The 13317-nt window shown below is 69.2% G+C and carries 10 protein-coding genes, 1 tRNA gene and 1 riboswitch; of the genes, 10 read left to right on the forward strand and 1 reads right to left on the reverse strand.

Annotated features, from left to right (window positions below):
- Positions 1–67: 67 nt before the first annotated feature.
- The 7 genes from AK36_RS24275 (at position 68) to AK36_RS24310 (ending at position 8039) form a co-directional block, all read left to right on the forward strand.
- Complete coding sequence (locus tag AK36_RS24275) at positions 68–748, forward strand: GntR family transcriptional regulator (RefSeq protein ID WP_034194130.1); 681 nt, start codon at positions 68–70, stop codon at positions 746–748.
- A gap of 7 nt (positions 749–755) precedes the next feature.
- Positions 756–2132, forward strand: a complete 1377-nt coding sequence (locus AK36_RS24280; protein ID WP_045579355.1) for an amidase — start codon at positions 756–758, stop codon at positions 2130–2132.
- 149 nt (positions 2133–2281) lie between these two features.
- A complete protein-coding gene (locus tag AK36_RS24285) occupies positions 2282–2794 on the forward strand; it encodes a disulfide bond formation protein B (protein WP_011883773.1) in 513 nt (170 codons plus the stop codon).
- Between the two features lie 555 nt (positions 2795–3349).
- Positions 3350–4354 (forward strand): xanthine dehydrogenase accessory protein XdhC, encoded by a 1005-nt coding sequence (xdhC, locus tag AK36_RS24290; protein WP_045579356.1) that lies wholly within the window; start codon positions 3350–3352, stop codon positions 4352–4354.
- 18 nt (positions 4355–4372) lie between these two features.
- Positions 4373–5398 carry an adenosine deaminase gene (locus AK36_RS24295; RefSeq protein WP_045579357.1) on the forward strand — a complete coding sequence of 342 codons (1026 nt, stop codon included), beginning with the start codon at positions 4373–4375 and terminating at the stop codon, positions 5396–5398.
- Between the two features lie 443 nt (positions 5399–5841).
- On the forward strand, positions 5842–7158 hold the full coding sequence (gene guaD, locus AK36_RS24305; RefSeq protein WP_014722658.1) for a guanine deaminase: 1317 nt from the start codon (positions 5842–5844) through the stop codon (positions 7156–7158).
- A 92-nt stretch (positions 7159–7250) separates the two neighbouring features.
- A riboswitch (yybP-ykoY riboswitch) is annotated at positions 7251–7372 on the forward strand.
- A 94-nt stretch (positions 7373–7466) separates the two neighbouring features.
- Positions 7467–8039 (forward strand): TMEM165/GDT1 family protein, encoded by a 573-nt coding sequence (locus tag AK36_RS24310; protein ID WP_014722657.1) that lies wholly within the window; start codon positions 7467–7469, stop codon positions 8037–8039.
- Between the two features lie 64 nt (positions 8040–8103).
- On the opposite strand, the gene AK36_RS24315 is transcribed toward AK36_RS24310, so the two are convergent.
- Positions 8104–8805, reverse strand: coding sequence for a DUF4136 domain-containing protein (locus tag AK36_RS24315; RefSeq protein ID WP_011883763.1), 702 nt, complete (start codon positions 8803–8805; stop codon positions 8104–8106).
- Positions 8806–8991: 186 nt separating this feature from the next.
- On the opposite strand from AK36_RS24315, the gene pepN reads away from it, so the two are divergent.
- The 3 genes from pepN (at position 8992) to AK36_RS24330 (ending at position 13200) form a co-directional block, all read left to right on the forward strand.
- Entirely contained in the window at positions 8992–11685 is a 2694-nt protein-coding gene (pepN, locus tag AK36_RS24320; protein ID WP_045579359.1) for an aminopeptidase N, read from the forward strand.
- A 214-nt stretch (positions 11686–11899) separates the two neighbouring features.
- Positions 11900–12913: a class 1 fructose-bisphosphatase gene (locus AK36_RS24325; RefSeq protein WP_011883759.1), complete on the forward strand. Its 1014-nt coding sequence runs from the start codon at positions 11900–11902 to the stop codon at positions 12911–12913.
- 211 nt (positions 12914–13124) lie between these two features.
- A tRNA-Thr gene (locus AK36_RS24330) sits at positions 13125–13200 on the forward strand.
- The last annotated feature ends 117 nt before the right edge of the window (positions 13201–13317 follow it).

Consider the following 13317-nt stretch of genomic DNA (forward strand, 5'->3'; position numbering starts at 1 on the left):
GATCGTCCTCGCCGTCGGCGGCCCGCGCGATGACCGCGTCCGGCCGGCCGATCAACGCCGCTCTCGCATGAACACCGTACCCGATGCCGGCCGCGGCAGATCCGCGCCACCGGCTGCCAGCCTCGCCGAGCGCGCATATGCGCTGATCCAGCGGGACATCGTCACGATGCGCCTGCCGCCCGGTGCCGCGCTGAACGAAGCCGAACTCGTCGCCCGCACCGGCATCGGCCGCACGCCCGTCCATCAGGCCGTGCACCGGCTGGTGCTCGAGGGGCTGCTGTCGGTAAGGCCGCGCAAGGGGCTGCTGGTGCAGCCGCTGTCGCTCGACGAAATCGTCGCGGTGGTCGACGTGCGGCGCATCAACGAAGCGCATTGCGTCGAACTCGCCGCCCGCCATGCGACGCCCGACGATCTCGCCTGCCTCGCCGCGCTGCTCGCCGACGGACAGGCGTGCGTCGACACGCACGACGTCGAACGGATGATGGAGCTCGACCGCGCGTTCCATCAGACGATCGCCGCCGCCGCGCGCAACAGCGTGCTCGCGGAAATCCTGCGCGCGCTGCACGAGCGCTCGCTGCGCTTCTGGTTCGTCACGCTGTCGCAGCCGCAGCATCTGTCGGCCGTCCAGCGCGAACACCGCGAACTGTTCGAGCGCCTGTCCGCGCGCGATGCCGCGGGCGCGCGTGCGGCCGTCGAGCACCACATCGATTCGTTTCGCGCCACGCTTGTCCAACATCTTCGTCCCTGAGCCGCCCATGACCACCTTCACGCCGTTTCCCCCGCTCGCCCAGCTTGCCGACGATCTCGCCGCCGGCAGGACCACCAGCCGCGCGCTCGTCGACATCGCGCTCGAGCGGATCGCCGACCCGTCGGGCCAGGGCGCCGTCGTGTTCACCGAAGTCGATGCCGACCACGCGCGCACGGCCGCCGACGCGCACGACCGGCTGCGCGCCGCGGGCACCGTGCTGTCGCCGCTCGCCGGCATCCCGGTGTCGGTGAAGGATCTGTTCGACGTCGCGGGCCAGGTGACCCGCGCCGGCTCGCGCGTGCTCGACGGCGCGCCGCCCGCGCAGGCCGATGCGGCCGCCGTCGCGCGGCTCAGGCGGGCCGGCGCGGTGCTGGTGGGCCGCACCAACATGAGCGAATTCGCGTTTTCCGGTCTCGGCCTGAACCCGCATTTCGGCACGCCGCGCTCGCCGTACCGCCGCGACGTGCCGGGCGACGCGCGGATCGCCGGCGGCTCGTCGTCCGGCGCGGCGGCCTCCGTGGCCGACGGGATGGCGGCCGTCGCGCTCGGCACCGACACCGGCGGGTCGATCCGCATCCCGGCCGCGCTGTGCGGGCTCACGGGCTTCAAGCCGACCGCGAACCGGATCCCGACCGGCGGCGCCGTGCCGCTGTCGACCACGCTCGACTCGTTCGGCCCGATCGGGCTCACGGTGGCCTGCTGCGCGCTCGTCGACCGGGTGCTGGCCGGCCTCGAGCCGCATGTGCCGGCCGCGCGTCCGCTCGAAGGCATGCGGCTCGGCGTGCTGACGAACTATGTGACCGACGGCGTCGACGCCGACGTCGCCGCGGCGCTCGACGCGTCGCTCAAGCATCTCGAAGCGGCCGGCGCGATCGTCTCGGACGTGCGCTTTCGGGCGCTGGACACGCTGCCCGACGTCAACCGGTTCGGCTTCTCGCCGATCGAGGCATACGCCTGGCACCGCCCGCTGCTCGCGCAGCACCGCGACCGGTACGACCCGCGCGTGCTCGCGCGCATCCTGAAGGGCGAGCCGGCGAGCGCGGCCGACTATCTCGACCTGCTCGCCGCGCGCGCCGCGATGCTCGACGAAGCGGCGCGCACCGTGTGGTCGCGCTTCGACGCGCTCGTCGCGCCGACGGTGCCGATCGTGCCGCCGCGCATCGCCGACCTCGAGGCCGACGACGCCGCGTTCGCGCACACCAACGCACTGGTCCTGCGCAACCCCGCCGCGTTCAACTTCCTCGATGCGTGCGCGCTGTCGCTGCCGTGCCAGCCGCGCGGCGCGGCGCCGGTCGGGCTGATGCTCGCGGCCGCGCCGCACCGCGACGATGCGCTGCTCGCGATCGGCCAGGCCGTCGAGGCCGTGCTGAACACGATCCGGTGAGCGCGCAACGGTCGTGACGGCGCACGCCGTGCCGGACCCAACGTCGGCGACGAGCCGCCGCGAACGATCTGTCAGTTTCGTGCCAGATCGTTCGCGCTAAAATCGCGCGATTGTTTATCGGACCGACCAACGACAGGAACCCCGCCGACATGAACGATTACACGCTCGCACTCCGCCGTGAACGCCGCCTGCTGATGCTGCTCGGCTGGGTGTGCATCGCGCTGCTGGCCGGCGCGCTCTATCTGCAGTACGTGAAGAACGAAGACCCGTGCCCGCTCTGCATCATCCAGCGCTACTTCTTCGCGGCGATCGGGATCTTCGCATTCCTTGCCGCAGGGATGCGCCACTGGCGCGGCATCTGGGTGCTCGAGCTGCTGATCGCGATCGCCGCGGCCGGCGGCGTCGGCACCGCGGCCCGGCATCTGTCGATCCAGCTGAATCCGGGCTTCAGCTGCGGCTTCGACACGCTGCAGCCGATCGTCGACAGCCTGCCGCCCGCGCAATGGTTCCCCGGCATGTTCAAGGTCGCGGGCCTGTGCGAGACGGTCTACCCGCCGATCTTCGGCATCCTGCTGCCGGGCTGGGCGCTGATCGCGTTCGCGGTGATGCTGATTGCCGCCGTGTCGAGCCTCTGGCGCCATCGCCGCAAACTCGCACGCTGAAGCGACGCGGCCGAGCCGCACCGGCCGCGTCCATCGGGCGCGAGACAGCCGGCGCGGCGCCGCTCCACCTGCGCGCTCGAACCCTCAACGCCTCCCGCGCCGATTCCCCGGCTCGCTCGCGCAACCCCTCTGCACGCGCGTTTCCGCCCGCGCCGCGCACCTCGGCGCCCTGCCCGTGCGCAGCCGGCCTATGATCGACATGATCGCCGTCTGATAGCCCGGATCACCGCGCCGCCATGTTGCCGGCGCGTCGCGGTGTTATCTTCCCGACTGGATGGCGATCTACGTGCGCGAGGCCAAGCGGTCACACCCCTGCGTAACGCGCGCCCGATCCGCAATGTCGACTGGATTCATCATGACAACGCACACCATCCGCATCCGTCACCCTCATCGCGCCCGCACCTCGTGCGGCGTCGTTTCCACGCGCATTCGATGCTGCGCCGTCGACCGGCACCGGCCGTGCGACAGGCGCGCCCCGCTCTCGTCCGCACCGCTTGCCGCGCCGGTCGACACGCGCCGCGTGTCACGCCGTGTCGTCCCGAACGGAGCGTGCTGATGGAAGCCTGGCTCGGCGATCTGCAGCAACTGCTCGCGCACGGCGAAGCAGTCGTGCTCGTGACGGTCGCGCACACCGACGGCTCCGCGCCGCGCGAAGCCGGCACCAAGATGCTCGTCACGCGCGACGGCGCGCGCCACACGATCGGCGGTGGACACCTCGAATGGAAAGCGATCGAACTCGCAAGGCAGTTGCTGAAGAACGGCGCGCACACCGCGCATGCGCGCCGGCTCGAGCGGCTCGCGCTCGGCCCGAGCCTCGGGCAGTGCTGCGGCGGTGCGGTCGTGCTCGCGTTCGAGCGGCTCGACGTCGGCGATCTCGGCTGGATCATGTCGCTCGCGAAGCGCGTCGCGGCCGGCGCGGCGACCGTGCGTAGCGTATCATTCGGCCCCTCGCCAGGTGCGCCGCTGCTGAGCGAGCCCGAGGCGGCCGGCGCCCGCGCCGATTGCCTGCTGTGGGAAACCGGCGGCGTGTCGCTGATGACCGAAACGATCGCGCCGCATGCGTTCCCCGTCGTGCTGTTCGGCGCCGGCCCGATCGGCGCCGCGCTCGTCAAGGTGCTTGCGACGCTGCCGTGTCAGGTGCGCTGGATCGACGGGCCCGATGCGGCATTTCCGCCGGCCGCGACACTGGCCGGCATCGGCAATCTCGCGATCGACGCGCTGGCCAGCCCGGCCGACGCCGTCGACGCCGCGCCGCCGCACGCGTACTTCATCGTCACGACGCACGACCACGCGCTCGATTTCGTGCTGGCCGAGCGCATCCTGCGACGCGCCGACTATGCGTACTTCGGGATGACCGGCTCGCGCACCAAGCGCGCGCAGTTCGATCATCGACTCGCGGCGATCGGCATCGATCCGGCCCAGCTCGCCCGGATGCACTGCCCGATCGGCGTCGAAGGCATCGTCGACAAGGCGCCCGAAGTGATCGCGATCGCGGTGGCCGCGCAGTTGCTGCAGGCCGTCGACGCGAACGCGGCCGCGCACGCTTCCCCAACATTCTGACCGACCAAGAACGACGCCATGACCCCGACATTCAAGGACAAGATCGCACGCGCTCCGAAAGCGGAGCTGCACATCCATATCGAAGGCTCGCTCGAGCCCGAGCTGATCTTCGCGCTCGCGCAGCGCAACGGCGTGAAGCTCGCCTACGAGTCGATCGACGCGCTGCGGGCCGCGTACGCGTTCACCGACCTTCAGTCGTTCCTCGACATCTACTATGCGGGCGCGAGCGTGCTGCTCACCGAGCAGGACTTCTACGACATGACGGCCGCGTACTGCGAACGCGCGCTCGCCGACAACGTCGTGCACACCGAGCTGTTCTTCGATCCGCAGACGCATACCGAACGCGGCGTGCCGATCGAGACGGTGGTTGCAGGCATCGACCGCGCGCTCACCGATGCCGAGCAGCGCGGGCTGTCGAGCAAGCTGATCCTGTGCTTCCTGCGCCATCTGTCCGAGGACGATGCGCTCGCGACGTTCGAAGCGGCGCTGCCGCTGTTCGAGCGCTATCGGCACCGGCTGATCGGCGTCGGCCTCGACTCGTCCGAACTCGGCCATCCGCCGACGAAGTTCGCGCGCGTGTTCGAGAAGGCGCGCGCGCTGGGCCTCAAGCTCGTCGCGCATGCGGGCGAGGAAGGCCCGCCCGCTTACATCCACGAAGCGCTCGACGTGCTCAAGGTCGACCGCATCGACCACGGCGTGCGCAGCATCGAAGATGCGGCGCTCGTCGAACGGCTCGCGCGCACGCGCGTCGCGCTGACCGTGTGCCCGCTGTCGAACCTGAAGCTGTGCGTGTTCGACGACATGGCCAAGCACACGCTGAAGGCGCTGCTCGATCGCGGCGTCGCGGTGACCATCAATTCCGACGATCCGGCCTACTTCGGCGGTTACGTCAACGACAACTACTTCGCGACGGTCGACGGCCTGCAGCTGACGGACGCCGAGGTCTACGCGGTGATCCGCAACGGCTTCGAAGCGTCGTTCGTCGATGCCGCGCAGCGCGACGCGCTGATCGCGCGGCTCGACGCGTACTGGCACGCCGGATGACGGCCCGCATCGAGGTTCGCTAGACAGATGAAACGCCGCAACGACATCCGCTTCGCGATGCACGGCTCGGCGCTCAGTCGGGCGCACGGAGCGCAAGAAGCGCACGCGACGCGCCCGGCGGGCATGAGCCCGGACCTCGCCGCATGCGTCGGCCGGACGGAAACCGCCGCGCGCGCCGATGCGCACCGAAGGTCGCCGGCGCGGTGCGTCGTGCGGCCCGCTGCGGCGGCGCGAGCAACAGCGGGCACGCCGCCGGCTGCGGGCAGCACGGCGCTATCCGCGGCGCCCTTCCCGCGCGTACGCGTCATCGCGGCCTGCGTGCATGCTCGTCGTCGCGACACGCATGCGCATGCGCATGCACATGCACGCGCGGCCGACCGATGCCGTCGGCCGCACCGACCGTTTTCTTCTGTTCGCCTTACCTTGATGCAGGACCATTCGTGATGACGCAAACCGCTTTCCGTTCCCAGCTGCTGACCTTCAACGGCGACCCGGCGCAGTCGAGCCAGGCCGCCCGTTACGAGACCGACGGCCTACTGATCGTCGACGACGGCAAGGTCGTCGCGCATGGCGCACATGCGCAACTCGCGCCGACGCTCGCGCGCGACGCGATCGTCCATGACCTGCGCGACAAGCTGATCGTGCCCGGCTTCATCGACACGCACATCCACTACCCGCAGACGGACATGATCGCGTCGCCGGCGCCCGGCCTGCTGCCGTGGCTCGACACGTACACGTTCCCGACCGAGCGCCGCTTCGCCGATCCGGACCATGCGCGCGAGGTCGCCGAGTTCTTCCTCGACGAGCTGCTCGCGTGCGGCACGACGAGCGCGCTCGTCTACTGCACGGTGCACAAGCAGTCGGCCGACGCGCTGTTCGCGGCGAGCGACGCGCGCGACTTGCGGATGATCGCCGGCAAGGTGCTGATGGATCGCAACTGCCCAGAGTTCCTGCGCGACACCGCGCAGTCGGGCTACGACGACAGCGCCGAGCTGATCGGCCGCTGGCACGGCAACGGGCGGCAAATGTATGCGCTCACGCCGCGCTTCGCGCCGACCTCGACCGAAGCGCAGCTCGAAGCCTGCGGCGAACTCGCGCGCCGCCATCCGGACGTGTTCGTGCAAAGCCACGTCGCCGAGAACGTCGATGAAGTGAAATGGGCGGCCGAGCTGTTCCCCGGCCATCGCAGCTATCTGGACATCTACGACCATTACGGCTTGCTGCGCCCGCGCGCCGTGTACGGCCACTGCATCCACCTCGACGACGAGGACCGCCGGCGGATGGCCGACACGCGCACGGTGGTCGCGCACTGCCCCACGTCGAACTTCTTCCTCGGCAGCGGGCTGTTCGATTTCGACAAGGCCGGCGAATTCGACGTGCCCGTCACGCTCGCCACCGACGTCGGCGGCGGCACGTCGTTCTCGATGCTGCAGACGATGAACGAGGCGCACAAGGTCGCGCGTCTGTCCGGCCATCACTTGACCGCGACGCGCATGTTCTGGCTCGCGACGGCCGGCGCCGCGCAGGCGCTCGATCTCGCCGACACGGTCGGCACGCTCGCGCCGCGCAGCGAAGCCGATTTCATCATGCTCGACCCACAGGCCACGCCGCTGCTCGCGCGCCGCACGCAGCGCGCGGAATCGCTCGAGGAGCTGCTGTTCGCGTTCGCGCTGCTCGGCGACGATCGCGCGGTGTACCGCACCTACGCGGCCGGCCGGCTCGTGCACGAGCGCGGCGCCGCACGTCGCGCTGCCGCCTGACGCATCGGCCACCGGCACCGACGCGGCCCACGCGGCAGCCGGCGCCGGCGCAGCCGCAGGCGCGCCGCACGCGCGCGTTGCCGTGCTAGAATTCGCCGCTCATTGGGGAGTAGCCGCTCCGCTCGATGTCCCGCGCCACCGGCGCGCATCGTGACGGAGGCGTCCGTCAACAGACTTGGCCGTTCGGCCATGGCGGACGCAGCCACCGTGGCCTGGCGAGACCGATGGTTCACTGCGCGCCGCATCAGGGCCCGGCGCGCGGCGAATCGTCGCTCGCACGCACAACCTCGGCCCGTGGAACCCCATACGTGTCTCAAGCCTTCCTGATCTCCACCGGCGCCGTCGCTCTCGCTGAAATCGGCGACAAGACCCAACTGCTGTCGCTCGTCCTGGCCGCGCGCTATCGCAAGCCCGTGCCGATCATTCTCGGCGTGCTAGCCGCGACGCTCGTGAACCACGGCCTCGCCGGCGCGCTCGGCGAATGGCTCGGCGCGCTCGTCACGCCGTCGATCATGCGCTGGGCGCTCGCGTTCTCGTTCATCGCGATGGGCTTGTGGATTCTCGTACCGGACAAGCTCGACGAGGACGAAGCGAGCGCAACGCGCTCGCGGCTCGGCGTGTTCGGCGCGACGCTCGTTGCATTCTTTCTCGCGGAGATGGGCGACAAGACGCAGATCGCGACCGTCGCACTCGCCGCGCGCTTCCACGATTACATCGGCGTGGTGGCCGGCACGACGTTCGGGATGATGCTCGCCAACGTGCCGGCGATCCTGCTGGGCGACCGCTTCGCGCACCGGCTGCCGACCAAGCTGGTACACGGCATCGCGGCCGTGCTGTTCGTCGTGCTCGGCGCGCTGGCGTTGCTGGGCGTCGGCTCCTGAAGCAAGCGGGCCGCGGCGCGGCGCCTCGGCCGCGCTCGTGTGGGCCGCGCGGCGCGCGCGTTATTTACTTCGCGACCGCCGCAGCCGAGGCCGGCACCGCCGGCACCGCGCGCTCGTTGGCAGCCGGCGCGGCCGGCCCGCCATGCTTGTCGACCGGTAGCCGCACCGTGCGGATCGCGCCGTTCGACAGCGGGAAATCGGCGAGCGCGCTGCGCGCGAGGAACGGCATCGCGTACAGCAGCGCACCGTTGTCGCCGGTGGTGCGCGCGGTCACGTTATAGACTTCCTTGCCGGTCGCACGCTCGGTGATGCGGATGCCGAGCGTGTAGTCGTAGACCTGATAGGTCTGCGCGACGTAGCCGGCCGGCATCGGTCCCCACGGGCCCCATGGCCCCCAGGGCCCGCCGCGCCAGTACGGCCCGGGACCGATGAACCACGGGTCGTAATAGACGGGTTGCGGCACCGTCACCAGATCGCTGCCGACGCCATAGCTGAGCCCCACCAGGTAGCGCGCCTGCGCGGCCGGCACCTGCCGGAACGCATAGGCGGACAGTTCGTTCGCGACGATCGGCTCGTACGTCGACTGCTCGATGCTCTGCTTCTGCGCGTCGGTGCGCGTGAACGCATAGGTGCGTGTCGCGTCGCTGCCGCTCCAGTCGGAGAAGGCCGTGACCTGCGTCGTCACGTAGCTGGTGCAGCCGGTCAGCAGCGCCACGGCCAGCGCAGCCGCCCAGCCCGCACCGCGTCGTATCCATTCGCGTTTCATGTCGATCCTCGTCGATCCGTCACCCGCACGTCGCACCGCGCGAAGCGCACGGGATGCCGATGATACGCGGACTCCCCGAGCCGGCAAAAAGTTCGCGCGGCACGCGGGCGCAAGCCTTTGTACAATGACCCGACTCGCCCGGCCCGCGCCGCGGGCCCGATCCCCATTCCACCCACCTCGACGACCATGTCCGACAACGCTTCCTCCACCGTGATCCGCCGCGCCGACTACACGCCGCCGGCCTTCCTCATCGACTCCGTCGCACTCGAATTCGATCTCGCACCGGCTCGCACGGTCGTCAGGAATACGATGCGCGTGCGCCGCAACCCGGACGCCGCGCCCGCACCGCATCTCGAGCTGATGGGCGAAGCGCTCGACTTCCTCGGCGCACGGCTCGACGGCGCGCCGTACGGCGCGGTGCGCGCGCACGAACACGGGCTGACGGTCGAAAACGTGCCCGACGCGTTCGAGCTCACGCTCGACAGCGCATGTGCGCCGGACCAGAACACCACGCTGTCGGGCCTGTACGTCTCGAGCGGCAACTTCTTCACGCAGTGCGAAGCCGAAGGCTTTCGCCGCATCACCTACTTCGTCGACCGGCCGGACGTGATGGCGTCGTACGTCGTCACGCTGCGCGCCGACAAGGCCGCGTACCCGGTGCTGCTGTCGAACGGCAACCTCGTCGACTCGGGCGAGCTGCCGGACGGCCGCCACTTCGCGAAATGGGAAGACCCGTTCCGCAAGCCGAGCTATCTGTTCGCGCTCGTCGCGGGCAAGCTCGTCGCGATCGAGGAGAAGATCACGACCGGCTCGGGCAAGGAAAAACTGCTGCAGGTGTGGGTCGAACCGGCCGATCTCGACAAGACGCGCCATGCGATGGATTCGCTGATCCATTCGATCCGCTGGGACGAGCGGCGCTTCGGCCTCGAGCTCGATCTGGACCGCTTCATGATCGTCGCGGTCGGCGACTTCAACATGGGCGCGATGGAGAACAAGGGGCTCAACATCTTCAACACGAAGTACGTGCTGGCGAACCCCGAGACCGCGACCGACACCGACTTCGCGAACATCGAATCGGTGGTCGGCCACGAGTACTTCCACAACTGGACCGGCAATCGCGTGACCTGCCGCGACTGGTTCCAGCTGAGCCTGAAGGAAGGCCTGACCGTGTTCCGCGACCAGGAGTTCTCGGCCGACATGGCCGCGGGCGACGACGTCGAATCGGCGGCCCGCGCGGTCAAGCGCATCGAGGACGTGCGCGTGCTGCGCCAGCTGCAGTTCGCCGAGGACGCCGGCCCGATGGCGCATCCGGTGCGCCCGGAAAGCTATGTCGAGATCAACAACTTCTACACGATGACCGTCTACGAGAAAGGCTCGGAAGTCGTGCGGATGTACCAGACGCTGTTCGGCCGCGACGGCTTCCGCAAGGGGATGGACCTGTACTTCAAGCGCCACGACGGTCACGCGGTCACCTGCGACGACTTCCGGCATGCGATGGCCGACGCGAACGGGCGCGACCTCGCGCAATTCGAGCGCTGGTACAGCCAGGCCGGCACGCCGCGCGTGTCGGTCCGCACCGCCTACGACGCGGCCGCGCGACGCTATACGATCACGCTCGCGCAGGGCTACGGCGACGCGTCGCCGGCCGCGCGCGCGACCCAGCAAGGGCCGCTGCTGATTCCGTTCGCGCTCGGCCTGATCGGCCGCGACGGCCGCGATCTGCCGTTGCGCCTCGACGGCGAAGCCGCGGCGTCGGGCACGACGCGCGTGCTCGAATTCACGGCCGCCGAGCAGACCTTCACGTTCGTCGACGTGGCGGAAGAGCCGCTGCCGTCGCTTCTGCGCAACTTCTCGGCGCCGGTCATCGTCGAGTACGACTACAGCGACGACGATCTCGCGTTCCTGCTCGCGCACGACAGCGATCCGTTCAACCGCTGGGAAGCCGGCCAGCGTCTCGCGACGCGCGCGCTGCTCACGCTCGCCGCGCGCGCCGCGGCGAACGAGCCGCTCGCGCTCGGCGAGAACTTCATCGCCGCGTTCCGCCGCGTGCTGACCGACGACAGCCTGTCGCCCGCGTTCCGCGAGCTCGCGCTGACGCTGCCGTCGGAAACCTATCTGGCCGACCAGATGGCCGAAGCCGACCCGGCCGCCGTGCACCGCGCGCGCCAGTTCGTGCGCCGCCAGCTCGCGACCGCGCTGCGCGCCGAGTGGCTGGCCGCATACGAGCAGCATCAGACGCCCGGCGCGTACGAACCGACGCCCGACGCGGCCGGCCGCCGCGCGCTGAAGAACCTCGCGCTCGCGTATCTCGCCGAACTCGAGGATCCGGCCGAAGCCGTGCGCATCGCCACCGCGCAGTACGACGCGGCGAACAACATGACCGATCGCGCCGCCGCGCTCGGCGCGCTGCTGGCGGGCGCTGCGGCCGGTGCGACGGACGCGGCCGAGCGCGCGCTCGGCGACTTCTACCGCCGCTTCGAGAACGAGGCGCTCGTGATCGACAAGTGGTTCGCGATGCAGGCCGCGCAGCGCGGCACGCCGGCGCGGCCGACGCTCGCGCAGGTCCGCAACCTGATGGCGCATCCCGCGTTCAATCTGAAGAATCCGAACCGCGCACGCTCGCTGATCTTCAGCTTCTGCGCGGCGAACCCGGCGCAGTTCCACGCGGCGGACGGCTCGGGTTATGCGTTCTGGGCCGAGCAGGTGCTCGCGCTCGACGCGATCAATCCGCAGGTCGCCGCGCGCCTCGCCCGCTCGCTCGAGCTGTGGCGCCGCTTCACGCCGACGCTGCGCGACCGGATGCGCGAAGCGTTGGAGCAGGTCGCGGCCGGCGCGAAATCGCGCGACGTGCGCGAGATCGTCGAGAAGGCGCTCGCATAACGCGCGCGACGCATCGCCTGCCGCTGCGACCAAGCCGGCGCCGCCTCGTTGCGGCGCCGGCTTTTTTATCGGCTCCACACCGGCCAGGCTCGGGCGGGGCCGCCGCACGGGCGCGTCGCGTCCATGTAACCGGACGAAAAAAGGCGGCGGCGCGACGGGCGTGCCGGGTAAAATTGCGGCAATTCAAGGATTCTTTGGCCTTTCGGAGTCTGTCATGTCCATTGCCCGCCGCACCACGCTGTCCAAGTTCCTGATCGAGCAGCAGCGTGAGACCAACAACCTGCCCGCCGACCTGCGGCTGCTGATCGAAGTCGTCGCCCGCGCGTGCAAGGCGATCAGCTACAACGTGTCGAAGGGCGCGCTCGGCGACGCACTCGGCACCGCCGGCAGCGAGAACGTCCAGGGCGAAGTGCAGAAGAAGCTCGACATCCTGTCGAACGAGATCCTGCTCGACGCGAACGAATGGGGCGGCAACCTCGCCGCGATGGCGTCGGAGGAAATGGAAACGTTCTTCCCGATCCCCGCGAACTACCCGCGCGGCGAATACCTGCTCGTGTTCGATCCGCTCGACGGCTCGTCGAACATCGACGTGAACGTGTCGATCGGCACGATCTTCTCGGTGCTGCGCTGCCCGCACGGCAAGCAGGCCACCGAGGAATCGTTCCTGCAACCGGGCACCGAACAGGTCGCGGCCGGCTACGCGGTGTACGGCCCGCAGTCGGTGTTCGTGCTGACGACCGGCAACGGCGTGAACTGCTTCACGCTCGACCGCGAAGTCGGATCGTGGGTGCTCACGCAAAGCAACATGCAGATCCCGGCCGACACGCGCGAGTACGCGATCAACGCATCGAACGCGCGCCACTGGTACGAGCCGGTGCAGCGCTACGTCTCCGAACTGAACGCCGGCAAGGAAGGCCCGCGCGGCGACAACTTCAACATGCGCTGGATCGCGTCGATGGTGGCCGACGTGCACCGCATCCTGAACCGCGGCGGCATCTTCATGTACCCGGCCGACAAGCGCACGCCCGATCGTCCGGGCAAGCTGCGCCTGATGTACGAAGCGAACCCGATGTCGTTCATCGTCGAGCAGGCAGGCGGCGCGGCGACCACGGGCACGCAGCGCATCATGGAAGTGCAGCCGACCGGCCTGCACCAGCGCGTGCCGGTGTTCCTCGGCTCGAAGAACGAAGTCGAGCGCGTGACCGCCTATCACAACGAAGGCAAATAAATTTGCACCGAAGCACTGGACGAAGGCGCGCGACCTCAGTAGAATTGCGCCTTCGCGATGCGGCCCTCACAAGCCGCATCGTAGTGAAGTGAAAGCGGCAAGCCCGCCGGATCGACGGTTTCGCGAAGTAGAAGCAGCAGCAAGCTGAAAAAATTTCGCAAAACCTATTGCCAAGATCTCGGACTTGACCATATAATTTCATTTCTCTGCTGCCGGTGTAGCTCAGTTGGTAGAGCAGCGCATTCGTAATGCGAAGGTCGTAGGTTCGACTCCTATCTCCGGCACCAAGACATAAAGGCCTGACGAGTAATGCTCGTCAGGCCTTTTCTTTTTTCCGACCCACGTTCGTGCAACACCGCGTGCGCCCGTTCTCCCTCTCATTCAGCCTGCTCTACGCAGCCGCG

The sequence above is a fragment of the Burkholderia vietnamiensis LMG 10929 genome (genome assembly GCF_000959445.1).
Taxonomy (GTDB): domain Bacteria; phylum Pseudomonadota; class Gammaproteobacteria; order Burkholderiales; family Burkholderiaceae; genus Burkholderia; species Burkholderia vietnamiensis.

What these genes read in the sequence shown, in the direction of transcription:
- AK36_RS24315 (WP_011883763.1), bottom strand. Translation starts at nt 8,805, where the DNA reads ATGAAACGCGAATGGATACGACGCGGTGCGGGCTGGGCGGCTGCGCTG.
- guaD (WP_014722658.1), top strand. Translation starts at nt 5,842, where the DNA reads ATGACGCAAACCGCTTTCCGTTCCCAGCTGCTGACCTTCAACGGCGAC.
- pepN (WP_045579359.1), top strand. Translation starts at nt 8,992, where the DNA reads ATGTCCGACAACGCTTCCTCCACCGTGATCCGCCGCGCCGACTACACG.
- xdhC (WP_045579356.1), top strand. Translation starts at nt 3,350, where the DNA reads ATGGAAGCCTGGCTCGGCGATCTGCAGCAACTGCTCGCGCACGGCGAA.
- AK36_RS24295 (WP_045579357.1), top strand. Translation starts at nt 4,373, where the DNA reads ATGACCCCGACATTCAAGGACAAGATCGCACGCGCTCCGAAAGCGGAG.
- AK36_RS24275 (WP_034194130.1), top strand. Translation starts at nt 68, where the DNA reads ATGAACACCGTACCCGATGCCGGCCGCGGCAGATCCGCGCCACCGGCT.
- AK36_RS24280 (WP_045579355.1), top strand. Translation starts at nt 756, where the DNA reads ATGACCACCTTCACGCCGTTTCCCCCGCTCGCCCAGCTTGCCGACGAT.
- AK36_RS24325 (WP_011883759.1), top strand. Translation starts at nt 11,900, where the DNA reads ATGTCCATTGCCCGCCGCACCACGCTGTCCAAGTTCCTGATCGAGCAG.
- AK36_RS24285 (WP_011883773.1), top strand. Translation starts at nt 2,282, where the DNA reads ATGAACGATTACACGCTCGCACTCCGCCGTGAACGCCGCCTGCTGATG.